General features: G+C 73.3%; 26 protein-coding genes. 14 read left to right on the forward strand and 12 right to left on the reverse strand.

Annotation, left to right across the window (positions count from 1 at the left end):
• Positions 1 to 36 precede the first annotated feature (36 nt).
• Positions 37 to 414 (reverse strand): hypothetical protein, encoded by a 378-nt coding sequence (locus tag JQT67_RS07005; RefSeq protein WP_208064073.1) that lies wholly within the window; start codon positions 412 to 414, stop codon positions 37 to 39.
• Positions 414 to 905, reverse strand: a complete 492-nt coding sequence (locus JQT67_RS07010) for a hypothetical protein (RefSeq protein WP_208064074.1) — start codon at positions 903 to 905, stop codon at positions 414 to 416. The genes JQT67_RS07005 and JQT67_RS07010 overlap by 1 nt, the downstream gene beginning before the upstream one ends.
• 103 nt (positions 906 to 1,008) lie before the next feature.
• Here JQT67_RS07010 and JQT67_RS07015 point away from each other — a divergent pair, with 103 nt between their 5' ends.
• Together JQT67_RS07015 and JQT67_RS07020 are read left to right on the forward strand one after the other, a co-directional pair.
• The gene (locus JQT67_RS07015; protein WP_307864253.1) at positions 1,009 to 3,915 is read left to right on the forward strand and encodes a cation-translocating P-type ATPase; all 2,907 of its coding nucleotides are present in this window, start codon (positions 1,009 to 1,011) and stop codon (positions 3,913 to 3,915) included.
• Between the two features lie 56 nt (positions 3,916 to 3,971).
• Positions 3,972 to 5,345 (forward strand): short-chain fatty acid transporter, encoded by a 1,374-nt coding sequence (locus JQT67_RS07020; RefSeq protein WP_021010397.1) that lies wholly within the window; start codon positions 3,972 to 3,974, stop codon positions 5,343 to 5,345.
• Positions 5,346 to 5,378: 33 nt separating this feature from the next.
• On the opposite strand, the gene JQT67_RS07025 is transcribed toward JQT67_RS07020, so the two are convergent.
• The 4 genes from JQT67_RS07025 to JQT67_RS07040 are packed head-to-tail and all read right to left on the reverse strand — an operon-like array spanning position 5,379 to position 8,044.
• Complete coding sequence (locus tag JQT67_RS07025) at positions 5,379 to 6,299, reverse strand: hypothetical protein (RefSeq protein ID WP_208064076.1); 921 nt, start codon at positions 6,297 to 6,299, stop codon at positions 5,379 to 5,381.
• Positions 6,300 to 6,320: 21 nt separating this feature from the next.
• Positions 6,321 to 6,686: a sterol carrier family protein gene (locus tag JQT67_RS07030; protein ID WP_208064077.1), complete on the reverse strand. Its 366-nt coding sequence runs from the start codon at positions 6,684 to 6,686 to the stop codon at positions 6,321 to 6,323.
• Positions 6,687 to 6,722: 36 nt separating this feature from the next.
• The gene (locus JQT67_RS07035) at positions 6,723 to 7,568 is read right to left on the reverse strand and encodes a cytochrome c oxidase assembly protein (protein WP_307864254.1); all 846 of its coding nucleotides are present in this window, start codon (positions 7,566 to 7,568) and stop codon (positions 6,723 to 6,725) included.
• Entirely contained in the window at positions 7,538 to 8,044 is a 507-nt protein-coding gene (locus JQT67_RS07040; RefSeq protein WP_208064078.1) for a DUF2243 domain-containing protein, read from the reverse strand. The genes JQT67_RS07035 and JQT67_RS07040 overlap by 31 nt, the downstream gene beginning before the upstream one ends.
• Before the next feature lie 151 nt (positions 8,045 to 8,195).
• On the opposite strand from JQT67_RS07040, the gene purD reads away from it, so the two are divergent.
• Positions 8,196 to 9,455 (forward strand): phosphoribosylamine--glycine ligase, encoded by a 1,260-nt coding sequence (gene purD, locus JQT67_RS07045; protein ID WP_208064079.1) that lies wholly within the window; start codon positions 8,196 to 8,198, stop codon positions 9,453 to 9,455.
• Complete coding sequence (locus JQT67_RS07050; protein WP_208064080.1) at positions 9,452 to 10,327, forward strand: phosphoribosylaminoimidazolesuccinocarboxamide synthase; 876 nt, start codon at positions 9,452 to 9,454, stop codon at positions 10,325 to 10,327. Before purD ends, JQT67_RS07050 begins: the two co-directional genes overlap by 4 nt.
• A gap of 45 nt (positions 10,328 to 10,372) precedes the next feature.
• Here JQT67_RS07050 and JQT67_RS07055 read toward each other — a convergent pair whose 3' ends face one another.
• Positions 10,373 to 11,269 (reverse strand): neutral zinc metallopeptidase, encoded by an 897-nt coding sequence (locus JQT67_RS07055; protein WP_208064081.1) that lies wholly within the window; start codon positions 11,267 to 11,269, stop codon positions 10,373 to 10,375.
• Positions 11,270 to 11,386: 117 nt separating this feature from the next.
• On the opposite strand from JQT67_RS07055, the gene purS reads away from it, so the two are divergent.
• The 7 genes from purS to JQT67_RS13460 all read left to right on the forward strand — a co-directional run bounded on the left by purS (position 11,387) and on the right by JQT67_RS13460 (position 16,747).
• Positions 11,387 to 11,647, forward strand: coding sequence for a phosphoribosylformylglycinamidine synthase subunit PurS (purS, locus tag JQT67_RS07060; protein WP_026372734.1), 261 nt, complete (start codon positions 11,387 to 11,389; stop codon positions 11,645 to 11,647).
• Positions 11,644 to 12,333 carry a phosphoribosylformylglycinamidine synthase subunit PurQ gene (gene purQ, locus JQT67_RS07065; RefSeq protein ID WP_208064082.1) on the forward strand — a complete coding sequence of 230 codons (690 nt, stop codon included), beginning with the start codon at positions 11,644 to 11,646 and terminating at the stop codon, positions 12,331 to 12,333. Before purS ends, purQ begins: the two co-directional genes overlap by 4 nt.
• 49 nt (positions 12,334 to 12,382) lie before the next feature.
• Complete coding sequence (locus JQT67_RS07070) at positions 12,383 to 12,877, forward strand: DUF3817 domain-containing protein (RefSeq protein ID WP_208064083.1); 495 nt, start codon at positions 12,383 to 12,385, stop codon at positions 12,875 to 12,877.
• Positions 12,878 to 12,986: 109 nt separating this feature from the next.
• Positions 12,987 to 15,269 (forward strand): phosphoribosylformylglycinamidine synthase subunit PurL, encoded by a 2,283-nt coding sequence (purL, locus tag JQT67_RS07075; RefSeq protein WP_208064084.1) that lies wholly within the window; start codon positions 12,987 to 12,989, stop codon positions 15,267 to 15,269.
• Between the two features lie 52 nt (positions 15,270 to 15,321).
• Complete coding sequence (locus JQT67_RS07080; RefSeq protein ID WP_208064085.1) at positions 15,322 to 15,759, forward strand: DUF1761 domain-containing protein; 438 nt, start codon at positions 15,322 to 15,324, stop codon at positions 15,757 to 15,759.
• On the forward strand, positions 15,756 to 16,223 hold the full coding sequence (locus JQT67_RS07085) for an SRPBCC family protein (protein WP_208064086.1): 468 nt from the start codon (positions 15,756 to 15,758) through the stop codon (positions 16,221 to 16,223). Before JQT67_RS07080 ends, JQT67_RS07085 begins: the two co-directional genes overlap by 4 nt.
• Positions 16,224 to 16,237: 14 nt before the next feature.
• The gene (locus JQT67_RS13460; RefSeq protein ID WP_208064087.1) at positions 16,238 to 16,747 is read left to right on the forward strand and encodes a TM2 domain-containing protein; all 510 of its coding nucleotides are present in this window, start codon (positions 16,238 to 16,240) and stop codon (positions 16,745 to 16,747) included.
• Between the two features lie 6 nt (positions 16,748 to 16,753).
• On the opposite strand, the gene JQT67_RS07095 is transcribed toward JQT67_RS13460, so the two are convergent.
• From JQT67_RS07095 to JQT67_RS07105, 3 genes are all read right to left on the reverse strand, one after another.
• A complete protein-coding gene (locus JQT67_RS07095) occupies positions 16,754 to 17,044 on the reverse strand; it encodes a chorismate mutase (protein WP_021010382.1) in 291 nt (96 codons plus the stop codon).
• Between the two features lie 74 nt (positions 17,045 to 17,118).
• Positions 17,119 to 18,651, reverse strand: coding sequence for a glycosyltransferase family 2 protein (locus JQT67_RS07100; RefSeq protein ID WP_208064088.1), 1,533 nt, complete (start codon positions 18,649 to 18,651; stop codon positions 17,119 to 17,121).
• A gap of 94 nt (positions 18,652 to 18,745) precedes the next feature.
• Entirely contained in the window at positions 18,746 to 19,330 is a 585-nt protein-coding gene (locus JQT67_RS07105) for a GNAT family N-acetyltransferase (RefSeq protein ID WP_021010380.1), read from the reverse strand.
• A 57-nt stretch (positions 19,331 to 19,387) separates the two neighbouring features.
• Here JQT67_RS07105 and JQT67_RS07110 point away from each other — a divergent pair, with 57 nt between their 5' ends.
• From JQT67_RS07110 to JQT67_RS07120, 3 genes are all read left to right on the forward strand, one after another.
• Positions 19,388 to 20,011 carry a maleylpyruvate isomerase N-terminal domain-containing protein gene (locus JQT67_RS07110; RefSeq protein ID WP_208064089.1) on the forward strand — a complete coding sequence of 208 codons (624 nt, stop codon included), beginning with the start codon at positions 19,388 to 19,390 and terminating at the stop codon, positions 20,009 to 20,011.
• Positions 20,012 to 20,091: 80 nt separating this feature from the next.
• Complete coding sequence (gene gdhA / locus JQT67_RS07115) at positions 20,092 to 21,438, forward strand: NADP-specific glutamate dehydrogenase (protein ID WP_208064090.1); 1,347 nt, start codon at positions 20,092 to 20,094, stop codon at positions 21,436 to 21,438.
• Between the two features lie 59 nt (positions 21,439 to 21,497).
• Positions 21,498 to 22,820: a glycosyltransferase 87 family protein gene (locus JQT67_RS07120; protein ID WP_208064091.1), complete on the forward strand. Its 1,323-nt coding sequence runs from the start codon at positions 21,498 to 21,500 to the stop codon at positions 22,818 to 22,820.
• Between the two features lie 21 nt (positions 22,821 to 22,841).
• Here the strand turns inward: JQT67_RS07120 and JQT67_RS07125 are convergent, their stop codons facing one another.
• Together JQT67_RS07125 and JQT67_RS07130 are read right to left on the reverse strand one after the other, a co-directional pair.
• Complete coding sequence (locus JQT67_RS07125; RefSeq protein ID WP_208064092.1) at positions 22,842 to 24,128, reverse strand: adenylosuccinate synthase; 1,287 nt, start codon at positions 24,126 to 24,128, stop codon at positions 22,842 to 22,844.
• A 38-nt stretch (positions 24,129 to 24,166) separates the two neighbouring features.
• Entirely contained in the window at positions 24,167 to 24,724 is a 558-nt protein-coding gene (locus JQT67_RS07130; RefSeq protein ID WP_208064093.1) for a TetR/AcrR family transcriptional regulator, read from the reverse strand.
• Positions 24,725 to 24,778: the final 54 nt, after the last annotated feature.

A 24,778-nucleotide genomic window follows, 5' to 3' on the forward strand; every position in this document is an offset into this window, starting at 1 on the left:
CGACGAGGCCCAGTAGGTCGCGACGATGACGATCGTCTAGCCCTCACCGAACGGGCCGGGGGCGCCCGGCACCAGCGCGATGATGGCCGCGAGCCCGAGCAGCGGCGCGAGCGCGGGGCCGATCGCGACGTCGAGCAGCAGCAGCGTCCCGCCCGCGGCGAGCACGACGAGCGCGAGCGCCGCAGCCGCGATCGCCGCGAGCCGGGTGGCAGCGCTCGCCGCCGCGGCGCGCTCGAGCAGCGGCGCGGCGAGCAGTCCGAGCGCGGCGCCGGCGAGGGCTCCGGCGCTGCCGAGCGCGAGCGCGACCGCCGATCCCTCGGCGAGCGCGACGCCCGCGAGCGCCGCGAAGCCGGCGCCGAAGCCGATCCAGGCGAGCGCGTGCGCGATCGCGCTGCGCGTGCGCCCGGCGGGCATCAGGCTCGGCCGGGGCGGTCGTCCTCGCCGCGCTTGCGCTCGGCGGCGCCCGGCACCGCGGGGTCGGCGAGGCCCGGGTCGGCGCCGCCCAGCCGCTCGAAGCGCGCCTCGAGCGCGTCGTCCTCGGCCGTCGGCAGCGCATCCGGCCGCCGCACCTCGACGCGCTCGGCGACCGTCGCGGTCGTGCGCTTCGCCAGGGCGCGGTCGACGATGATGGCGACGAGCGCGCCGAGCCCGCCGCCGAGCACGAACCCGGCGACGATCATGAGCCCGATCACGGGCGTCGTGTCGACCGGCACGCCGTTCTCGTTGACCGCTTGCGGCATCGACGCGGCGATGAGCCCCGCGGCGACGGCCCCGACGAGCGCGCCGGCCGCCGCGAAGGCGCCGTACTTCGGGGAGCGCCGCACCGTCACGTCGAGCTGCTCGGTCGTGCCTTCCGGGTCGCCGGCGGCGTCGCCCTGCGGCGTCCGATCGTGCGTCGCGTCCATGGCAACCAGCATCCCACGCGCCGCGCACCGCACGAGTACGGTGCGAGAGGGGCCCGCGGGCCGGGAGCACGGCCGCGCGCCCCGCGACGACAGGAGCCGACGAGTGACCGACGCGCAGCCGACCGCGAGCACGCCCGCCGGAGCGAGCGCCGAGCAGCACGACTGGAGCCTCCTCGACGCCGCCGCCGCGGCCCGCGAGCTCGAGGTCGACGCCGACGCCGGGCTCACGGCCGGGCAGGCCGCCGAGCGGCGCGCGCGCTTCGGCCCGAACGAGCTCGACGCGGTCCCGCCCGAGCCGGCGTGGCGGCGACTGCTGCGCCAGTTCGCCGACCCGCTCATCTACCTGCTGCTCGGCGCGATCGTCATCTCGGTCGTCGCGTGGGTGTTCGAGGGAGCGCACGGGCTGCCGATCGACGCGATCGTCATCGCGCTCATCGTCGTCGCGAACGCGATCCTCGGCTTCGTGCAGGAGGCGAGGGCGGCGGATGCCGTGGCGGCCCTGCAGGACATGACGGCCGTCACGGCCACGGTCGTGCGCGACGGGCGGACGGAGCGCGTGCCCGCAGCGGACCTCGTGCCGGGCGACGTGCTCGCGCTCGCGGAGGGCGACTCGGTCGGCGCCGACGCACGGCTGCTGAGCGCGTCGTCGCTGCAGGTCGCCGAGGCGTCGCTCACCGGCGAATCGGTGCCGGTGACGAAGTCGCCCGCGGCGCTCCCCGAGCCCGTGCCGCTCGGCGACCGCCGCAACATGGTGTTCAAGGGCACCGCCGTCACGCAAGGCGTCGGCCGCGCCGTCGTGACGGCGACCGGCATGGCGACCGAGATGGGCCGCATCGCGACGATGCTCGCCGAGACGGAGCAGGAGCCGACGCCGCTGCAGCGCGAGATCGCGGCCGTCGGGCGCACGCTCGGGATCGCCGTGGTCGTCATCGCGGTCGTGGTGATGGCGGCCATCGGCCTGACGAGCGGCATCGGCTCGCTGCAGGAGGCCGTCGACGTGCTGCTCGTGGGCGTCTCGCTCGCCGTCGCGGCCGTGCCGGAGGGGCTGCCCGCGATCCTCTCGCTCGTGCTCTCGATCGGCGTGCAGGCGATGAGCAGGCAGGGGGCGATCGTGAAGAGCCTCTCGTCGGTCGAGACGCTCGGCTCCGCATCCGTCATCTGCTCCGACAAGACCGGCACGCTCACGCGCAACGAGATGACGATGCTCACGGTGCACACCGGCTCGGGCGTCGCCGACATCACGGGCGTCGGCTACGCGCCCGAGGGCGAGGTGCTCGTCGACGGCAGCCCGCTGCTCGACGCCGATCCCGCGCTCGGCATCCGCGCGGAGGACATCGTCGTGCTCTCGGGCGGCACGCTCGCCTCGGATGCCGAGGTGCGGCAGGACGAGGACGGCGGCTGGGTCGTCGTGGGCGACCCGACCGAGGCGGCGTTCGTCGTCGCCGAGCGCAAGGCGGGCCTGTCGGGGCGCCGCGAGCAGCGCTTCTCGCGCATCGGCGAGGTGCCGTTCACCTCCGAGCGCAAGATGATGTCGGTCGTCGTCGCCGACGCCGAGCACCCGGTCGAGGGCGGTGAGGGCCAGCCGGTGCTCATCGCGAAGGGCGCGCCCGACGTGCTGCTCGAGCACAGCTCGCGCGTGCGGGTCGGCATGGCCGTGCGGCCGCTCACCGACGACGACCGCGCGCGGGTGCGGGAGGCGGTCGAGTCGATGTCGGCGCAAGCGCTCCGCACCCTCGCCGTCGCGTACCGTCCGCTCAGGGCCGAGGAGCACGCATCCGTCACCGCCGCCGGCGGCTTCGACTCCGACGCCGGCCTCGCGCTCGAGGAGGACCTCATCTTCGTCGGCACGGTCGGCATCATCGACCCGCCCCGCTCGGAGGCCGCCGCGGCGGTCGGGGCGGCGCGCGGGGCGGGCATCCGGGTCGTCATGATCACGGGCGATCACCCCGCGACGGCGCTCCGCATCGCGCACGAGCTCGGCATCGCGGGTCGCGGTGATCGCGCGATCGCGGGCGCCGAGCTCGACGGATTGGACGAGGATGCGCTGCGCGCGGCCGTGCGGGACGTCTCGGTCTTCGCGCGCGTCGCGCCCGAGCACAAGCTGCGCATCATCGGGGCGCTCCAGGCCGACGGGCACATCGTCTCGATGACCGGCGACGGCGTGAACGACGCGCCGGCGCTCAAGCGGGCCGACATCGGCGTCGCGATGGGCATCACGGGCACGGAGGTCTCGAAGGAGGCCGCCGCGATGATCCTCACCGACGACAACTTCGCGACCATCGTCGCCGCGGTGCGGCAAGGGCGGGTGATCTTCGGGAACATCCGGAAGTTCCTGCGCTACCTGCTCTCGTCGAACATGGGCGAGGTGCTCACGATGCTGCTGGGCGTGCTGCTCGCGGGCTTCCTCGGGCTCACCGGCCACGGCGAGGCGATGGTCGTGCCGCTGCTCGCGACCCAGATCCTCTGGATCAACCTCATCACCGACTCGGGGCCCGCGCTCGCGATGGGCGTCGACGCCGAGACCGAGGACGTCATGGCGCGGCGGCCGCGGCGGCTCGACGAGCGCGTGATCGACGCGCGGATGTGGGGCGGCATCCTCTCGATCGGCGCCGTCATGGCGGTCGTCACGCTGCTCGCGATCGACATGCACCTGCCGGGCGGTCTCATCGAGGGCTCGGAGGACGTCGCGACCGCGCGCACCGCCGCCTTCACGACGCTCGTGCTCGCGCAGCTGTGCAACGCGCTCAACTCGCGCTCGGAGCACGCCTCGGCGTTCCACCGGCTCTTCACGAACCGGTGGCTGTGGGCCGCGATCGCGTTCGGGGTCGTGACGCAGGTGCTCGTCGTGCACGTGCCGCTCCTGCAGGCAGGGTTCGGCACCGCGCCGCTCTCGCTCGAGCAGTGGCTCACGTGCCTCGCGCTCGCGTCGTGCGTGCTGTGGTTCGACGAGCTGCGGAAGCTCCTCATCCGCTCGCGCGGGCGTCGCAGAGGGGCTCCGACTCCTCGGTAGTGTCTGGCGTGGGGCGCATCGCCCCTTACGTCGACCCATGCACAACGAGGTGAACCATGTCCAACGCGACCGCTGAGCAGCGATCGGGGGCGCCGCTCGCGCGCGCCATGCGGCCCATCAACAACGTCGTCGAGCGGTGGATCCCGTCGGCGCTCGTCTTCGCGATCGTGCTGACGCTCGTCGTCGCGCTGCTCGCGCTGACGGTGACGCAGACGAATCCCGTCGACCTCGTCAAGAGCTGGGGCGACGGCCTCTCGGGGCTGCTCGCCTTCATGACGCAGATGGCGCTCATCCTGCTGCTCGGCCACATGCTCGCCAACACCCGGCCCGTGCGGAAGCTGCTGTCGAAGCTCGCCTCGCTGCCGCAGACGCCAGTGCAGGCCTACCTGTTCGTCTTCGTGATCGCCTCGGTCGCATCCCTCATCACCTGGGGCCTCGGCCTCGTGGTCGGCGGACTGCTCGCGCGCGAGGTCGCGGCCTCCGGCAGGGAGCGCGGTCTGCGGCTGCACTTCCCGATGCTCGTCGCGGCCGGCTTCTCGGGCTTCGTCGTGTGGCACATGGGCTACTCGGGCTCGGGCCCCCTCACGGCGGCGACGCCCGACTCCTTCATCGCTGAGCACCTCGGCGGCGAGGTCGTGCCCATCACCGAGACGACCTTCGCGCTGCCGAACCTGATCGGCGCGGTCGCGACGATCGTCGTCGTGGCCGTCGCGCTCGCGCTCATCGCGCCGCGCGGCAAGGACCGCATCGTCGAGCTCGAGATAGACCTGCGCGAGCAGCTCGTCGAGACCGAGGAGGAGGTCGTCACGCCCGCCGACCGGATCGACGCGAGCCGCATCGTCACGCTGCTCGTCGGCGCCGCGCTCGTCTTCTACCTCGTCGTGCACTTCGTGCAGGGCGGCACGCTCACGCTCGACATCGTGAACTGGTCGTTCCTCGCGCTCATCTTCCTGCTCGTGAAGAACCCGTTCGAGATCATCCGGCTGACGAAGGAGGCCGCCTCGAACGTCGGCGAGATCCTGCTGCAGTTCCCGCTCTATGCGGGCATCCTCGGCATGATGACCGGCTCCGGCCTCATCCAGGTGTTCTCCGACTGGTTCGTCGCCATCTCGACGCCGACGACCTTCGGCGTGCTCGCCCTGCTCTCGGCCGGCCTCGTGAACTTCTTCGTGCCCTCGGGCGGCGGGCAGTTCGCGGTGCAGGCGCCGATCCTGCTCGACGCCGCCGAGCGCATCGGCGTCGACCCGGCGATCCCGATCATGGCCGTCGCGTACGGCGACCAGTGGACGAACATGATCCAGCCGTTCTGGGCGCTGCCCCTGCTCGCGATCGCGGGGCTCAAGATGCGCGACATCCTCGGCTACACGACCGTGACGCTCATCGCCTCCGGGCTCGTCTTCGCGGCGATCCTGCTCATCTGGTCGCTGTGACCGAGCGCCGCTGGCGCTCGCCCACCGCGGGCGTCAGCGGCGCTGCCGCAGGAGCGAGTTGAGCGTCAGCGACGTCTTCGACAGCGCGGACGTCGAGAGCGACGAGCTCGTGAGCGACGAGCCGCGGCGCCGGACGCGCTCGGCGTCGGCGAGGTCGAGCCGGCCCACGAGCGCCTGCACCTCCGGATCGACGCTCGACTCGACGCCGCGCTGGGCGCGGGCGGCGGCCATCTCGGCGGCGCGCTTGACCTGCGCGGCGGCCTGCTTCGCCGCTTGCGGGCTCTGCGACGCCTGCCGCTCGAGCCGCTCCCCCACGCGGCCGCGCAGCTCCTCGATGCGCGCGAGCCGATCGGCGCCGGGCGCCTGCTGCCGCTGGGGCTGCGCGGCGGGGCGCTGCTGCCCCGCCTGCTGCCCCGGCGCCTGCTGTGGCCGCTGCTGCGCGGGCGCCTGCTGCGCCGGGCGCTGCTGCTGGGGCGACTGCCACTGCGAGTTCGCGTAGACGTTGGGCTGCTGCCCCGACCGGCGGGCGCGCTCCGCCTCGACCTCGCGCGCGGCGGCGTCGATGCGCTCGCGCCACGACTGCGGCACGCGATCCTGCAGGTGCTGCGCCTGGGCGCTGACCTGCGTGCGGCGCTGGTCGACCTCGCGGCGCACCTGCTGGGCGCCGGTGCGCACCTGCTCCTGCGCGCGCTTGCTCGCGCTGCGCGCGAGCCCCATGAGCGCGTTCCACCCGCCGCGCAGCAGCAGGAAGCCGATGAAGGTCGCGCCGGCCGCGAGCAGCAGCGGCCCACCGGCCTGCTCGAGCGCGCCGTCGACGCCCGTGATGAGCGACACCTGCGCGACCCAGCCGATCCACTGGATGAGCGCCGGCACGCCGTTGAAGAGCAGCACGATGCCGACGATGAGCAGGACGATCGGGCCGATGAACCCCTGCGGACGGACGACCTGTGCCATGGGGCAAGTATGGCGCTGGCGCTAGCTGCCGGGTAGGCGCAGCACCGGCAGCCAGGCCGAGACGTCGGCGCGCACGCCCGAGGCGTGCACGGCGCCGCGAGCCACTGCATCCGCCCACGACTCCGCGCCGGTCGCGAGGGCGAGCCAGGTCGCGGGGTCGGTCTCGACGACGTTGGGCGGCGTGCCGCGCGTGTGGCCCGGCCCCTCGACGGCTTGCACCGCGCCGAAGGGCGGCACCCGCACCTCGACGCTCTTGCCCGGCGCGCGCTCGGCGAGGCACTGCAGCGAGTAGCGCACCGCGAGCGCGCGGTCCTGGCGGCTCGCCTCGGGCGCGAGGGCGGCGCGCACGGCGTCCATGCCGTCGAGGTCGGGGATGCGCTTGGGCATGCCGCCAGGCTACGCGGCGGCGCCGACGCGGGCCGGTCAGGCCGCCGCGGGCACCGCGGCCCGGCGCGGCCGGGTCGCGCGCAGCCACGCGAGCCCGAGCAGCACGAGCAGCGTCACGTCGACGACGTCGCCGCCGTAGTACATGAGCTGCGACGCGACGTGCGCGTCGGCCGCCTCGACGCCCGCGGGCGGCGCTCCGTAGACGCGCTTCGCGATGATCGAGTGCACGGCCATGAAGGCGAGCAGCACGGCCGCTCGCACGCCGATCGCCGCGCGGTGCGGGTCGGGGTCGACGCCCACGAGCGCGGCGGTGAGCAGGTAGCCCGCGAGCAGCAGGTGGAGGTGCACGATGCCGTGCACGAGGGCGGATGCGTGCATGAGGCCGTAGAGGTCGCTCGCGTAGAGCGCCCAGAGGCCGCCCGCGTTGAGCACCGCCGCCGACACCGGGTGGGTGAGGACGCGCAGCGGCGCGCTGCGCAGCACGCGCGTCAGGCGGCGCGCCGCGGTGACGGGCAGCGCGCGCAGCAGGAGCGTGACGGGCGCGCCGAGCACGAGCAGGAGCGGCGCGAGCATGCCGAGGAGGAGGTGCGCGAGCATGTGGCCCGTGAGGCTCGAGTGGGCGGCGACCGCGATCGGGCCGAGCGTCGCCGCGACCGCGCAGAGCGCCCCGAGCATCCAGCTCGTCGTGCGCAGCGCGGGCCACGGACCACGGCGCCGAGCCGAGCGGAGCGCCCGCAGGTAGCCGCCGACGGCGACGAGCAGCGCCGCGACGATGAGCGCGTCGAGCAGCGCCCACGACGCATCCGCCGCGAGCGGCACCGCACCGCTGTGACCGCCGTGGCCCGGCACGCTCAGCGCTCCGCGCGCCCTCGCGAGCGCCACAGCACGATGAGCCCGATCGCGAGCACGACGACCGCCGAGCCGATCCAGGCGATGTCGTAGGGCAGCAGGTCGACGTCGTAGCGCACCTGGTGGATGCCGAGCAGCTTGTGGTTGACGACCGCGTCGAGCAGCTGGAACCCGCCGAGGCCGGCGAGCACCGCGCCCGTCCAGCGCGACCAGCGCACCGGCGCTCGCCGCCGCGCGTCGACGAGCAGGAAGAGCCCCGCGACCGTCATCCCCCACGCGGCCGCGTGGAAGAAGCCGTCGGCGGCGATCGCCATCTCGGTCGTGCCGAGGTCGTAGAAGTGGTGCCACTGCAGCACGAGGTGGAACAGGAACAGGTCGACGACCGAGGCGGCGATGCCGGCGCCGAACAGCACGCCCGAGAGCACGAGCCGCCGGATCGGCGCTGCTCCGGCGTCGCTCGCGCCGACGTCGCTCGCGCCGGCGCCGCCGAGGCTGCTCGTGCTCGTCATCGCGCTCCCCCTCCGGGCACGGCGAGCGCCGCGGCCCTGCGTGGGGCCATTGTCGAGGCGGCGGCTGGGAGCGGCATCCGCGAGCGCGGATTCAGGGCGGATGCGTCACGGCACGCGGGCGGACCGCGCGCCCCGCTCCTAGAATGGGCGCGTGCGGATCCTCGTCCTTGGCAGCGGCGCGCGCGAGCACGCCATCATCACGGCGCTCCTCGCGGAGGGCGGCCACGAGATCACGGCCGCGCCCGGCAACGCCGGCATCGCCGCGGAGGTCGAGACCGTGCGGCTCGACATCAAGAGCCCGGAGCTCGTCGCGGAGCTCGCGGTCGACGGCGGCTTCGAGCTCGTCGTGATCGGCCCCGAGGCGCCGCTCGTCGCGGGCGTCGCCGACGAGCTCGAGCGCGTGGGCGTGCCCGTCTTCGGCCCCACGAAGGCCGCCGCCCGCATCGAGGGCTCGAAGTCCTTCGCCAAGGAGGTCATGGCGCGCGCCGGGGTGCCGACGGGCACCGACACCACCGCCTCGACGCTCGACGACGTGCGCGCCGCGCTCGACGCATCCGCACCCCCGTGGGTGCTGAAGGCCGACGGCCTCGCCGCGGGCAAGGGCGTCATCGTCACCGACGACCGCGCCGCCGCCGAGGCGCACGCCGAGGCGTTCCTGCCCGACGGGCCGCTGCTCATCGAGGAATACCTCGCCGGCCCGGAGGTGAGCCTGTTCGTGCTCACCGACGGCACCGACGTCGTGCCGCTCGCGCCCGCGCAGGACTTCAAGCGGCTCGGCGACGGCGACTCGGGCCCCAACACCGGCGGCATGGGCGCCTACTCGCCGCTGCCGTGGCTCGCCGAGCGATTCGGCAGCGAGCAGGCGTTCGTCGACGAGGTCGTCGAGACCGTCGCGCTGCCGACGATCCGGACGATGGCCGAGGCGGGCACGCCCTTCCGCGGGCTGCTCTACTGCGGCCTCATCGTCACCGACGCGGGCGTCAAGGTGATCGAGTTCAACGCGCGCTTCGGCGACCCCGAGACGCAAGTCGTGCTGCCGCGCATCGAGTCGGGGTTCGCGGATGCGCTCCTCGCGGCCGCGAACGGGAGCCTGGCCTCCGCCGCGCCGCTCGAGTGGCGCGACTCGGCCGCCGTCGCCGTCGTGCTCGCGAGCGAGGGCTACCCGGGCGACCCCATCACGGGCCGGCCGATCCACGGGGTCGACGAGGCGGAGCGGCTCGAGGGCGTGCGGGTGCTGCACGCCGCGACCGGCGCCGGTGAGCAGGGCCTCACCGCGACCGGCGGCCGTGTGCTCAACGTCGTCGGCACGGGCGCGACGCTCGCCGAGGCGCGAGAGCGCGCGTATGCGGGGCTCGCCGCGATCTCGCTCGAGGGCGGTCAGGCGCGCACCGACATCGGCGCGAAGGCATGACGCACGCCGTCGAGCTCCCCGGCTGGCACCTCGCCTACAGCGGCAAGGTGCGCGACCTCTACGTGCCCGAGGGCGCGACGCTCGCCGAGGCGCCCGAGATGCTCATGGTGGCCTCCGACCGCGTGTCGGCGTTCGACCGCGTGCTCGAGCCGGCGATCCCGGGCAAGGGCGCGCTGCTCACCGCGCTCACCCGCTGGTGGACCGACCGGCTCGGCCTGCCGACGCAGCTCGCCGACGGCGCCGACGACCGCACGCCCGAGGCGGTGCGGGGGCGGGCGATGCTCGTGCGCACGCTCGACATGCTCCCGGTCGAGTGCGTCGTGCGCGGTCGCGTGACCGGTTCGGGGCTCAAGGAGTACCAGCGGGTGGGGTCGATCTCGGGCGTGGCGCTGCCCGAGGCCCTCCGCGACGGCGACGCCCTGCCCGAGCCGATCTACACGCCCGCCTGGAAGGCGCCGCAGGGCGAGCACGACGAGAACGTCTCGTTCGAGCGCACGGTCGAGCTCGTCGGCGCGGCTGACGCGGACGCGATCCGCGACATGAGCCTGAGCGTCTACGCCATGGGCGCCGCGATCGCCGAGGAGGCGGGGCTCGTGCTCGCCGACACCAAGTTCGAGTTCGGCCGCGACCGGCTGACGGGCGAGCTCGTGCTCGCCGACGAGGTGCTCACGCCCGACTCGTCTCGCTACTGGGACGCCGAGGCGCTCGCCGAGGGCCGCGTCGAGTCGTTCGACAAGCAGATCGTGCGCGACTGGCTCGCGGCGAGCTGGGACGGGCAGGGCGAGCCGCCGCGACTGCCCGACGACGTCGTCGAGCGCACGTCGGCCCGCTACCGCGAGCTCTACGACCGCTTGACCGCCTCCGCCGGCTGAGCCGCTGCGCGCCGCCGTCCGCGCCGGCTCAGCGCGTCGCGGGGCTCACACCTCCGGCGCCCGCCACGTGTCGCAGCTGCCGACGCCCTCGTTGAAGCCCGTCGCGAGCCAGCGCTGGCGCTGCTCGCTCGAGCCGTGCGTCCAGGTCTCGGGGTTCACGCCGCCGCCGCTCATCGACTGCAGGCGGTCGTCGCCGATCGTCGACGCGGCGTTCATCGCGTCGTTCATCTCCTGCTGCGTCGGCGCGATGAGCACGGGGTCACCGCCGTCGTCGTCGCGCGTCTGCGAGGCGCCGTTGATCCACGCGCCGGCGTAGCAGTCGGCCTGCAGCTCCGACCGCACGCCGCTCGACTGCGGCCCCGAGTCGCCCTGCTCGACCCGCTGCAGGTCGCCGGTGAGGTGCTGGATGTGGTGGCCCCACTCGTGGCCGAGCACGTAGAGCTGCGCGAGCGAGCCGCCCGAGGCGCCGAACTGGTCGCGCATCTGCTGGAAGAACGTGGTGTCGATGTAGATGCGCTCATCCGCCGGGCAGTAGAACGGGCCGACCGCGCTCGTCGCGGCGCCGCAGCCGGTCTGCACCTGCCGGTCGAAGAGCTGCACGCTCGGGTCGCGGTACTCGAGGTTGTTCGCCGCGAAGGTCGTCTCCCAGAACTGCGACATCGAGTCGGCGCCGCCCTCCATGCGGCACGTGACGTTGGCGAGGTCGTTCGCGGCCTCGCCCGTGCACCCCGTGACCTCCTCGCCCTGCGACTGCGCGCCCGGCGAGATCGGCTGCTGCGGCGCGAGCCCGGTGAGGTCGATGCCGAAGAACATCGACACGAGCACGAGGATGACGGTCACGAGACCGCCGCCGCCGACCGCGATCGCGCCGCCGCGACCGCCACCGCCGCCGCCCCGGCTCACGGTCGAGGTGTCGAAGTTCGCGTTGCCCCTGAACGTCATGGCGGCACCATAGCCGCGCTGACCCGACGATCGGCCGGGAATCCGCCCGTCTGACCGGCGCACGCGCCGCATCCGTAGAATGGGGTGACCCCAACCCGCCGCGAGCTAGGGAGACCCATGGCCGTCATCGTCGTCGACGTCATGCCGAAGGCCGAGATCCTCGATCCGCAGGGCAAGGCGGTCAGCCGCGCGCTCGCGCGGCTCGGGCACGGCGAGATCGGCGACGTGCGCCTCGGCAAGCGCTTCGAGCTCACCGTCGAGGGCGAGGTGACGGATGCCCTGCTCGAGCAGGTGCGGAAGATCGCCGACGACGTGCTCGCGAACACCGTGATCGAGGATGTCGTGGGCGTGCGGGTGCAGGATGAGGCCGACCGATGAGGGTCGGCGTCATCACCTTCCCCGGCACGCTCGACGACCGGGACGCGCAGCGGGCCGTGCGGCTCGCGGGCCACGAGCCCGTCGCGCTGTGGCACGGCGAGCACGACCTGCACGGCGTCGACGCGCTCGTGCTGCCCGGCGGCTTCTCGTACGGCGATTACCTCCGCTGCGGCGCGATCGCCGCGCGCTCGCCGATCATGACCGAGGTCGTCGAGGCGGCCGAGCGCGGCATGCCCGTGCTCGGCATCTGCAACGGCTTCCAGATGCTCACCGAGGCGCGGCTGCTGCCCGGCGGCCTCGTGCGCAACGCCACCGGCCTGTTCGTGCGCCGCGACCAGCGGCTGCGCGTCGAGCGCACGACGACCGCGTGGACGAACCGCTTCGAGGTCGACCAGGAGATCGTCATCCCGCTCAAGAACGGCGAGGGCCGCTTCGTCGCGACGCCCGACGAGATCGAGCGCATCGAGGGCGAGGGGCTCGTCGTCTTCCGCTACCTCGGCGACGACCCGAACGGCTCGATCGACGCGATCGCGGGCATCGCGAACGCGGCGGGCAACGTCATGGGGCTCATGCCGCACCCGGAGCACGCGGTCGAGCTCGGCTTCGGCCCGACGACGACGCGCATGAAGGCGGGCATCGACGGGCTCGAGATCTTCAAGTCGGCGCTCGAGGCCGTCGCCGCCTAGCGACCGTCCTCAGACGACACCGCTCCAGAACGGGCGGTAGGCTGTCTACATGATGGATGCGTCGACCGGCACCGCGACCGGCCTCACCCCGAAGCGGCTCTACCGCTTCCTCGCGATCGCCGAGGCCGTCACCTGGACCGCGCTCATCGTCGCGATGGTCGCGAAGTACGGCTTCGAGAACGACGCGCTCCTGCCCATCGCGGGCGGCACGCACGGCTTCGTCTTCCTCTCCTACGCCGCGATGCAGCTCGTCGTCGGCCACAACCAGCGCTGGCGCCTCGGCACCGTCGCGCTCGGCGTGCTGACCGCCGTCATCCCCTACGCGACGATCCCGTGGGAGCGGCGCCTGGTGCGCCGGGGCGCGCTCGAGGGCGGCTGGCGCACCGAGCCGACCGGCGAGCCGGGCGACGACCGCTGGATCGACCGCGCCTTCCGCTGGGGCATCACCCACCCCGTGCTGCTCGGCGCCATCGCGCTCGCGCTCATCGCGATCGTCTTCGCCGCGCTGCTCACCGCGGGCCCGCCGACGCAGTGGTTCGACTGAGCGACTGACCGGCGCCCAGCGCGAACGGGCGCCGACGACGACGCGCGAGCCGACGCATCCGACCGCTCGGTAGGATCGAGGGACCGCCGAGCCACCTCCTAGGAGAGTCGTGACCGCTTCCACTCCGCGCGACACCGTCGAGCGCGCCGCCGCCACCCCGGAGCGCGAGCAGCCGTTCGCGGCCCTGGGCCTCAAGCCCGACGAGTACGAGCGCATCCGCGAGATCCTCGGCCGCCGGCCGACGAGCGCCGAGCTCGCGATGTACTCGGTGATGTGGAGCGAGCACTGCTCCTACAAGTCCTCGAAGAAGCACCTGCGCACGTTCGGGCAGAAGGTCACGCCCGAGATGCAGGAGCGCCTCATGGTCGGCATGGGCCAGAACGCGGGCGTCATCGACGTCGGCGAGGGCTGGGCCGTCACCTTCAAGATCGAGTCGCACAACCACCCCTCGTTCGTCGAGCCGTTCCAGGGCGCGGCGACGGGCGTCGGCGGCATCGTGCGCGACATCATCTCGATGGGCGCGCGGCCCGTCGCGGTCATGGATGCGCTGCGCTTCGGCGACATCGGCCACCCCGACACCGCGCGCGTCGTGCACGGCGTCGTGGGCGGCATCTCGTTCTACGGCAACTGCCTCGGGCTGCCGAACATCGGCGGCGAGACGGTCTTCGACGCGGTCTACCAGGGCAACCCGCTCGTGAACGCGCTCGCCGTCGGCGTGCTGCGGCACGAGGACCTGCACCTCGCGAACGCGACCGGCGCGGGCAACAAGGTCGTGCTCTTCGGCGCCCGCACGGGCGGCGACGGCATCGGCGGCGCGTCGATCCTCGCCTCGGAGTCGTTCGACGAGGAGGGCCCCGCCAAGCGGCCCGCCGTGCAGGTCGGCGACCCGTTCGCCGAGAAGGTGCTCATCGAGTGCTGCCTCGAGCTTTACGCCGCGGGCGTCGTCGAGGGCATCCAGGACCTCGGCGCGGCGGGCATCTCGTGCGCGACGAGCGAGCTCGCCGCGAACGGCGACTCGGGCATGCGCGTCGAGCTCGACCACGTGCTGCTCCGCGACCCGACGCTCACGGCCGAGGAGATCCTCATGTCGGAGTCGCAGGAGCGCATGATGGCGATCGTCGCGCCCGAGAAGCTCGACGAGTTCCTCGCCATCACCGGCAAGTGGGACGTCGAGACGAGCGTGCTGGGCGAGGTCACCGGCGACGGCCGGCTCGTCATCACGCACTCCGGCGACGTGATCGTCGACGTCGACCCCAAGACCGTCGCGATCGACTCCCCCGTCTACGACCGCCCGATGGCGCGCCCCGAGTGGCAGGACGCGCTGCAGGCCGACTCGGCCGCCTCGCTCCCCCGCGCCGCGGGCGAGGAGCTCGGCGAGCAGCTGCGCGCGCTCATCGGCTCGCCGAGCCTCGGCGACCCGTCCTGGATCACCGACCAGTACGACGACTACGTGCTCGGCAACACGGCGCTCTCGAAGCCCGACGACGCGGGCATGGTGCGCATCGACGAGGAGTCGGGGCTCGGCTTCGCCGTCGCGGTCGACGCGAACGGCCGCTACTGCCAGCTCGACCCGCGCGAGGGCGCGAAGGCCGCGCTCGCCGAGGCCTACCGCAACGTCGCCGTCACCGGCGCGACGCCCGTGGGCGTGAGCGATTGCCTCAACTTCGGCAACCCCGAGATCCCCGCGGTCATGTGGCAGTTCGCCGAGGCCGTCGACGGCCTGGCCGACGGATGCGTCGAGCTCGGCATCCCGGTCACGGGCGGCAACGTGTCGTTCTACAACCAGACAGGTGAGACGCAGATCCACCCGACCCCGGTCGTCGGCGTGCTCGGCGTGATCGACGACGTCGACCGCCGCCTGCCCTCCGGCTGGCAGGACGACGGCCAGGCGATCTTCCTGCTCGGCACGACGCGCGACGAGCTCGACGGCTCGGCGTGGGCGGGCACGATCCACGGCCACCTCGGCGGCCTCCCGCCGCGCGTCGACCTCGACGCCGAGCGCCAGCTCGCGGGCCTCATGCAGGGCGTCGCCTTCGACGGCCTCGCGACCGCCGCGCACGACCTCTCGGAGGGCGGCCTCGGCGCCGCCGTCGTCGAGGGCGCGCTGCGCTTCGGCATCGGCGCGCGCATCTGGCTCTCGGGCCTCATGGAGCGCGACGGGATCGACGAGACGGCGGCGCTCTTCTCCGAGACCGGCGCTCGCGCGATCGTCGCCGTCGCTCGCGAGGACGAGGTGAAGTTCACGGGCATGTGCGAGGCGCGCGGGGTGCCGGTGCTGCGCATCGGCGTGACCGACGTCGAGAGCCGCGCGATCGAGATCCAGGACATCGCGACGATCCCGCTCGACGAGCTGAGCGCCGCCAACCGGGCGCCGCTCGCCCGCTTCGCCTGAGTCGCGGGGCTCGCGCGGTGCGGCAGCGCCCGCGCGAGCCTATGCTCCAACCATGGAGCTCACCGTCCCCGCCATCAACATCTGGGCCGTGCTGCTCGCGACGGTCGCTGCGATGGTCGTCGGCTTCGTCTACTACCAGCCGAAGGTGCTCGGCAACGCGTGGATGAAGGCCGTCGGCCACACCTCCGAGAGCGTCGCGAGCGGGCCGAAGCCGTGGGTGTACCCGATGCTCATCGTCTGCGCCTTCGTCACCGCGTGGGTGCTCGCCGGCGCCGCCTGGATCTCGCAGGAGTTCTACGGCGGCAGCTTCCTGCTCAACGCGCTCGTCACCGGCTGGATCCTCTTCGTCGGCTTCACCGCTGCGCGCGTGCTCGTGCACGACGCGTTCGACCCGCGCGGCCTCAAGGTCGCTGGCTTCACCATCCTCAACGAGCTGCTCGTCATCACCGCGATGGCGCTCGTCATCGGCGTCTGGCCCCCGGCAGCATGAGCGGCCTCTCCCTGACCTTGGAGCGGTCGATCGACGCGTCGACGGATGCGGTGTGGCGCGTGCTCACCGACCTCGAGGGCACCGCGGCGGTGCTGTCGGGTGTGACGCGCGTGGAGCGGCTCGCCGGCGCCGGCTACTCGATCGGCACGCGGTGGCGCGAGACGCGCACGATGCTCGGCCGGGAGGCGACGGAGGAGATGGAGGTCGTCGGCATCGTGCCCGGCCGCTCGACGACGATCGCCGCCGAGTCGCACGGCATGCGGTACCGGACCGAGCTCACGCTCGAGCCGATCGATGCCGGCGCCCGCACGCTGCTGCGCATGCGCTTCTCGGGCGAGTCGGAGTCGCCGTCGTGGATCCAGCGCGCCGCCGCGAAGCTGACCGCGCGGCTCGGCATGGCCGCCACCCGCAAGGCGATGGAGCAGGACCTCGCTGACATCGGCGCGGCGGCCGAACGCGCCTGATCTAGGCTCTCGGGGTGAGCACGCCCGCATCCCCCGGTTGGCACGACGACCCCGCCGGTCGTCGGCGCTGGTGGGACGGGCAGCGCTGGGGCGCGTACGCGCCGTGGGACGAGGGCTCGGCCGGTGCTCCGCGTCCGCAGGCTGCCGGGTCGACGCCGCTCCGGCTCGATCGGCGACTGCTGCGCGATCCGACGCCGAGCTCCTCCGCGCGCACCGCTGCGCCGGTGCCGGTCCGGCGCGACGAGCCGGCGAAGTCGCTCGCGATCGCCACGCTGCTCGTGGTGCTCCTCGGCTACTTCGGCGCCCACCGCTTCTACCTCGGTCGCACCGCCTCGGCGTTCGCGATGCTGTCGCTCACCCTCGTGGGCTGCATGCTCCTCGTCGTCGGGGTGCCGCTCATCCTCGCCGCCGCGGCGTGGTGGCTCGTCGACATCGCGCTCACGCACCGGATGGTGCGCCAGCAGGACGCGCGCGCAGCGCAGGCGCCCAGGCGCGGCGTCTACCGCGGCTGGCCGTCGGCCTGAACCCCGCTACTCGGCGCTCGCGATCCGCTCGTGGTGGTGGATGACCTCGGCGATCACGAAGTTCAGGAACTTCTCCGCGAACTCGGGATCGAGGTCCGCCTCCTCGGCGAGCCGGCGGAGCCTGGCGATCTGCGTCGCCTCGCGCGCCGGGTCGGACGGGGGCATCGCGTTCGCCGCCTTGAGCTCGCCGACGGCCTGCGTGAGCTTGAACCGCTCCGCGAGCGTGTGGATGAGCACGGCGTCGACGTTGTCGATCGAGCGCCGCAGGCGCAGCAGCTGCTCCTCGGGACCCGTCATGCCCCCAGCCTAATCGCGCGGCACGGCGGTACCCGCCGCCATCCGAGAGTGGAGCAGCCTGCGCGCCGCGCCGCTCACTCGGCGCGCGCCGGCTGCGGCTCGAGCGCGTCGCGCCAGCCGAAGGCGAGCCCGGCGGCCGCGATGCCGACGAAGGGCAGCGCCATGTCGGGCCGCTCGACCGCCACTGCCGCGATGCCCGTCGCACCCGCGGCCACCGCGACCTCCATGCCGCGCCGCTGCACGACGGCCAGCACGCCCGCGCCCGCGCCCGACTTCGGCGTCACGTGGAAGCGGGCCCGCCCGGACACGAGCACCATCACGATGGCGCGTGCGGCGACGAGCGAGACGGATGCGTAGAGCATGGCCGCGCGCACGGTGAACCATGCGCTCGCGAGCAGCCCGCGCGTGCGCGCTCGATGCACGGCCTCGGGCACGAGCGGCGCGAGGCCGAGCCCGCCGAGCACGATGCCGACCTGCCACGGGAAGGCCGGCGCGGAGGTCGCCGCCGCCACGAGCGAGTAGCCGAAGAGCACGAGCGGCACGAGCGCGGCGAGCACGGGCACGAGCAGGTCGAGCACGAGGTCGGCGCGGCGCAGCGCCGCGAGCCGGCCGTCGACGAGGCTGCCGCGCGAGCGCGCGAGCAGCTGCACCGCGCCCTCGACGAACTTGCCGAACTGCACCGCGAACGCGGCGTGGTCGACCGGCGCGTCCTCGAGCGAGCGCAGCTCGGGCGCCGCGACGAGCCGGTGCCCGCGGCGGGCGAGCTCGACCGACAGCGCGGTGTCCTCCATCACGAGCTCGGGGAAGCCACCCGCATCGCGCACGGTGGCGACGTCGAGCATCGCGCCGCGCCCGCAGAACACGCTCACGCCGAGCGCGTCGCGGCCGGCGAGCTGCATGGCGGCGTGCCGCGCGAAGAGCCCGCCGAAGTCGCGCACGAACGACGTGCCCTCGCGACGCATGCCGATGCTCCCCTGCACGACCGCGGCATCCGGGTGCATGGCGAAGCGCGCGAGCCCGCGCTCGACGAAGTCGCCCGGGATCTCCTGGTCGGCGTCGAGCACGACGATGCGGTCGACCTCGTCGCCGTGCCGCTCGAGCCAGGCGTTGAGGTTGCCCGCCTTCGCGCCGCCGCGTCGTGATCGCCGGTGCACCTCGACGACGCCCTCGGCGACGAGCGCGTCGATGCGCTCGCGCGTCTCGGGCCGCGAGGAGTCGTCGAGCACGACCGTGCGCGTGCCGGGATGCGATTGCCGCGCGCTCCGCCGCACGACGTCGGCGCGGAAGTCGTCGACGACCGGGAAGAGGATCGCCACGCGCTCGCCGGTCGCGGCGGTCGCGGCGGGAGGCGCTGCGGTCGACGCTCGCCTCGCCGCGATGAGGAGCGCGACGTGGCGCGAGCCGGTCAGGAGCGCGAGCCCGACGATCGGCGCCGCGACCGCGAGCGCGACCCAGCCCGCCACGGACGTCGGCGTCGAGATCGTCGCCATCGCGAGCGCGACGAGCGCGGTGAGCGCCGTCCACACCGCGACGAGCAGCACCGGTGCACCGACCGCGAGCGGCACCTGGGCAGGCGGGAGTCCGGGCCGGCGGTCGATGCGGGTCACTGCGCTCCTTCCCGCACCACGGTCGCGGCGCGATGGACGGAGGCTAACGAGCGCGGCTCCGCGTTCCTGGGGAGAGAGCCGCGAGCGCGCTGGCTCAGCGCGCGTCGAGCCGCGCCTCGAGCCCCCGGCGCACGGCCGGCCACTCCGACGCGACGATCGAGTAGACGACCGTGTCGCGCAGCGTCCCCTTGTAGACCTGGTGGCTCCGCAGCACGCCGTCGAGCTTCGCCCCGAGCCGCTCGATCGCATCGCGCGACTGCCGGTTGTGCCAGTGGGTGCGGAGCTCGACCGCGACGCAGCCGAGCTCGTCGAACGCGCGCTCGAGCATCATGAGCTTGATCGCGGGGTTGACGCCCGAGCCCTGCGCCGAGACCGCCATCCAGGTCGAGCCGATCTCGAGCCGCGGCGTCTCCGCCTCGATGTGCATGTAGGTCGTCATGCCGACCGCGCGCCCGCCGACGACGATCGCCCACGGCACCATCGATCCCTCGCGGTGCAGCGCGAGCCGTCGGTCGATCTCCTCGCCGACCGCGCCGGGCTCCGGCACGCTCGTGTACCACGCGCGGCGCCAGAGGTCGCCCTCGGCGGCCGCGTCGGCGAGCGAGGGGGCGTGCTCGTGGCCGAGGGGCTCGAGGGTGACGAGCGGATGCGTCATGACGACCGGGTCGAGGATGCTCACCCGGCCATTCTGGCGGCCGCGATTGCCAGCACCGCAGCGGCGTGCGAGCATGCGCGCATGGCCGTGCGCTTCGATGATGCCGTCAGCGACCTCGCGGACCTCGTCCGGCGGGTGCCGCGCGAGCGGCTCGACAGGCCCGGGCTCGGCGAGTGGACCCTCCGCGAGCTCATCGGGCACACCTCGCGCGCCATCACGACCGTCACCGCCTACCTCGCGCAGCCGGAGCCGGCGGAGGTCACGATCCACTCGGCGAGCGAGTACCTCGAGGTCGTGCTGCGCCAGCGCGGCGACGACGAGGCGATCATGCTGCGCGGCCGCGCCGCCGGCGCGGCGCTCGGCGACGACCTCGCCGCCGAGATCGAGGCGATGCACGTCGAGGCGGCGACCGCGATCGCGGCCGCCGGGCTCGACCGGCGCATCGCGATCGGCGGCGACCCGACGGTCTCGATGCGGCTCGGCGAGTACCTCCGCACCCGAGCCTTCGAGCTGACCGTGCACGGCATCGACATCGCCGACGCCGCGGGTCTCGAGTGGGCGCCGACGCCCGCGCACGTGCTCGACGCCCTGCAGCTCGCCGCCGTCAACGCATCCGCCCGGGGCGCGGGCGTCGAGGCGCTGCGACTGCTCACGGGGCGCCGCCCCGCGGCCGGGCTCGACGGCGTGCTCCGCGCCGGAGCGTAGCCGCCGACGACCGCCCCGGGCTGCCCGAAGGCCCCTGCTGTACGATCGAGCGGTTGTCTGACACGTGACGGAGGCCTCGTTTGTCGCAGCTCCACCCCCACCTCGAGCCGGTCTACGCCGACGTCCTGCACCGCAATCCCGGCGAGGCCGAGTTCCACCAGGCCGTCTTCGAGGTGCTCGAGAGCCTCGGCCCCGTGGTCGCGAAGCGCCCCGACTACGTCGACGCGCAGATCCTCAACCGGATCGTCGAGCCGGAGCGGCAGATCATCTTCCGCGTGCCGTGGATCGACGACGCGGGCGTCGTGCAGATCAACCGCGGCTTCCGCGTGCAGTTCAACTCGGCGCTCGGCCCGTACAAGGGCGGGCTCCGCTTCCACCCGAGCGTCTACCTCGGCATCATCAAGTTCCTCGGCTTCGAGCAGATCTTCAAGAACTCGCTCACGGGCCTGCCGATCGGCGGCGGCAAGGGCGGCAGCGACTTCGACCCCAAGGGCAAGTCCGACTCCGAGATCATGCGCTTCTGCCAGTCGTTCATGACCGAGCTGCGCACCCACATCGGCCAGTACACCGACGTGCCCGCGGGCGACATGGGCGTCGGCGGCCGCGAGCTCGGCTACATGTTCGGCCAGTACAAGCGGCTGACGAACGAGTACGAGTCCGGCGTCCTCACCGGCAAGGGCATCACGTGGGGCGGCTCGCAGGTGAGGAAGGAGGCGACCGGCTACGGCACCGTCTACTTCCTCGAGGAGGTGCTGCGCTCGCGCGGCGAGAGCTTCGAGGGCAAGCGCGTCGTCGTCTCCGGCTCGGGCAACGTCGCGATCTACGCGATCGAGAAGGTGCAGCAGCTCGGCGGCACCGTCATCGCGTGCAGCGACTCCTCCGGCTTCGTCGTCGACGAGCGGGGCATCGACCTCGAGCTCGTGAAGGAGATCAAGGAGGTGCGCCGCGGCCGCATGGCCGAGTACGTGGAGCACCGCCCGCACGCCTCCTTCACCGCCGACGCATCCATCTGGACCGTGCCGTGCGACATCGCCGTGCCGTGCGCGACGCAGAACGAGCTCGACGAGGACGACGCCGCGACGCTCGTGCGCAACGGCTGCACCGTCGTGGGCGAGGGCGCCAACATGCCCGCGACCCAGGGCGCGGCACGAGTGTTCGCCGCGTCGGGCATCGCCTTCGCCCCCGGCAAGGCCGTCAACGCCGGCGGCGTCGCCACGAGCGCCCTCGAGATGCAGCAGAACGCCTCGCGCGACTCGTGGACCTTCGACCACACGGATGCGCGCCTGCGCGAGATCATGCAGGGCATCCACGACCGCTGCGCGGAGACGGCGGATGAGTACGGCCGGCCGGGCGACTACGTCGCGGGCGCGAACATCGCCGGCTTCAACCGCGTCGCCGACGCGATGCTGGCGCTCGGCGTCATCTGACTGGCAGGCTCTCAGGAACGCGCCATACGCTGACGCGGCACACGGGACGAGGAGATCGCTTGGTTGGGGAGACGGACGATCGCGCGGCAGTCGCTCTGCGGGTCATCCGTCGCGCCCAGGCCGCCGACTTCGCCGACCGCATGCTGACGCGCCGCTGGCTCGTCCGCGCGTTCCTGCTGCTGCACGGGGCGTCGCTCCTCGCCCTGCTGCCGGCGATCATCGCGGGCGGCACGGTCGGCGACCTGCCGCTCTACCGCGAGTGGGCGATGGCCGCGTTCGAGGGCGACGACATCGTCGGGCTCGACGCCGACTGGGTCTACCCGCTGCTCGCGTGGCTGCCGATCGGCGCCGCGAACCTGCTCGGCGCGCCGCTCTACCAGCTGCTGTGGTTCCTCATGACGGCCGCGCTCAACTGGTGGGCCGTCTGGGTGCTGAGCGACGGCGGCCGCAGCCGCCGCGGCATGCTCGCCGCGCACGCGTTCATGCTCGGCTTCCTGCTGCTGAGCCCCGTCGCGCTGCTGCGGCTCGAGGGCATCACCGGCCCGCTCGTGATCGTCGGGCTCGTCTGGCTCTCGCGCCGACCGCTCGTGGCGGGCGCGCTGCTCGCTGTCGCGACCTGGATCAAGGTGTGGCCCGCGATGGTGATCGCCGCGGTCGTCGCCGTGCACCGCGAGCGCTGGCTCGTCGTGCTCGCCGGCTTCGGGGTCACGGCCGCGACCGCCGCGATCTCGGCGACCTTCGGCGGCATCCCCCATCTCCTCAGCTTCCTCACGATGCAGACCGACCGCGCGCTGCAGCTCGAGGCGCCCATCGCGACGCCGTGGGTGTGGGCGGCGGCGCTCGACGTGTTCGGCTCCCGCGTCTACCAGAACCGGGCGCTCGCAACCCGCGAGGTCGTCGGCCCGCTCGACGGCGGTGCGATCCTGCTCTCGACCCCGCTGCTCGTCGCGGCGGTCGCCGGCATCGCGGTGCTGCTGCTGTGGGCGCGGCGGCGCGGCGCCGACTCGCGCGAGCTGCTGCTCGTCGGCGCCTTCGCGCTCGTCGCCGCGTCGATCGTGTTCAACAAGGTCGGCTCGCCGCAGTACCTGCTGTGGCTGCTGCCGATCGCCGCGGTCGCGATGGCGCGCCCCACCGTCTGGTGGCGGCGGATGACGGCGCTGCTGCTCGTGACGTCGCTGCTGACGACGCTCATCTTCCCGATCTTCTACATGCCGCTCGTGCGCCTGGAGTGGTTCGCGGTGCTGCTGCTCTCGGCGCGCAACCTGCTGCTCGTCGCGCTGCTGCTCGCCGCGATCGCGAAGCTCGTGCAGCTCGGCCGCGCCGGCGGCCTCGGCCCGCGCGCGACGGTCTCGACGAACACGCAGCCGCTCGCGATCGTCTGACGCGAGGACCGCGCGCGACGCTCAATCGATGAGGTCGTGCACCTGCACGATCGCCTCGCGGTCGGCGCCGACGCCGATCGCCGAGATGCGGCTGCCCGAGCGCTCCTCGAGGAAGCGCACGTACGCCTGCGCGTTCGCAGGCAGGTCGGAGAGCTCACGCGCCCCGGTGATGTCCTCGCTCCAGCCGGGCAGCGACTCGTAGATCGGCTTCGCGTGGTGGAAGTCGCTCTGCGAGACGGGCAGCTCGTCGAAGCGCTCGCCGTCGACGTCGTACGCGACGCACACCGGGATCGACTCGATGCCGGTGAGCACGTCGAGCTTCGTCAGCACGATGTCGGTGAGGCCGTTGATGCGCGAGGCGTAGCGGGTCAGCACGGTGTCGTTCCAGCCGCAGCGGCGCGGGCGCCCGGTCGTCGTGCCGAACTCGAAGCCCTGCTTGCGCAGCAGCTCGCCCCACTCGTCGAAGAGCTCGGTCGGGAAGGGGCCGGCGCCGACGCGCGTCGTGTAGGCCTTGACGATGCCGATCACGCGTTCGAGGCGCGAGGGCGCGACGCCCGAGCCGGACGCGGCGCCCGCGGCGGTCGCGGTCGACGAGGTGACGAACGGGTACGTGCCGTGGTCGATGTCGAGCATCGTCGCCTGGCCGGCCTCGAACACGACGGTGCGGCCGTCGTCGAGCGCCCGGGAGAGCTCGAGGCCCGTGTCGGCGACCATCGGCCGCAGCCGCTCGACGTAGGAGGTGAGGTCGTCGAAGATCTCGTCGCACGTGACGGCGCGGCGGTTGTAGACCTTCGTGAGCAGGTGGTTCTTCGAGTCGAGCGCGCCCTCGATCTTCTGCCGCAGGATCGACTCGTCGAAGAGGTCCTGCACGCGGATGCCGACGCGGTTGATCTTGTCGGCGTAGGCCGGCCCGATGCCGCGCCCGGTCGTGCCGATCGAGCGCTTGCCGAGGAAGCGCTCGGTGACCTTGTCGAGCGTGCGGTGGTAGTCGGTGATGATGTGCGCGTTCGCCGAGATGCGCAGCCGCGACACGTCGACGCCTCGCGCCGAGAGCGCCTCGAGCTCGTGGAAGAGCACCTCGAGGTCGATGACGACGCCGTTGCCGATCACGGGCGTGACACCCGGGGTCAGGATGCCCGAGGGCAGCAGGTGCAGCGCGTACTTCTCGTCGCCCACGACGACGGTGTGCCCGGCGTTGTTGCCGCCGTTGAACTTCACGACGAAGTCGGTGCGGCTGCCGAGCAGGTCGGTCGCCTTGCCCTTGCCCTCGTCGCCCCACTGGGCGCCGACGATGACGATTCCTGGCATGGGTCTCCCCCTCGGACGGGTGCGGCGTACGCCCCAGCCTATCGGGCGGCTGTGCCGGGCGCTCCCGAGACGACCGCCGCGACGCACTCGTCGATGGTCCGATCGGGCGAGAACGCGAGCCGCTCGAACCCCACCATGATGAGCGCGCCGAACCGAGCGGCGGCGTCGAGGCCGGATGCGGGGCGGCCGTCGCCCGCGAGGGCGGCGCCGAGCTCGTCGAGCAGCACGGCGCGGTGGCCCGCGAGCGTCGCGCGCCAGGGCCGGTCGGTGCGGAAGAGCTCTCCCACGACGACCTTTGCGACGTGCGGGTTGGCCTCGAGGCCCTCGAGCATCGCGCGCGCGACGGCATCGAGCGCGGCGCCTGGCTCGGCATCCTCTCGGGCGTCGCGGATGCGCCCCGAGACGCGCGCGATGGCCTCGTCGATGAGCGACTCGAAGATCGCCTCCTTCGAGGGGAAGGAGTAGTAGACGCTGCCCTTCGCGACGCCTGCGCGCGCGGCGATCTCGTCGACCGTCGTCGCGCTCACGCCGCGCTCGGCGGCGAGCTCGGCGGCCGCGACCAGCACCTTGTCGCGGCTGCGGTTGGGGCGTGCCATGGCTCCTCCTCGTCCGGAAGCATCCTGTCGCATCCATTCTTGTACTGACCAGTC

The organism is Agrococcus sp. TF02-05 (genome assembly GCF_017565345.1).
In the GTDB taxonomy this organism is placed as follows: Bacteria; Actinomycetota; Actinomycetes; order Actinomycetales; family Microbacteriaceae; genus Agrococcus; species Agrococcus pavilionensis.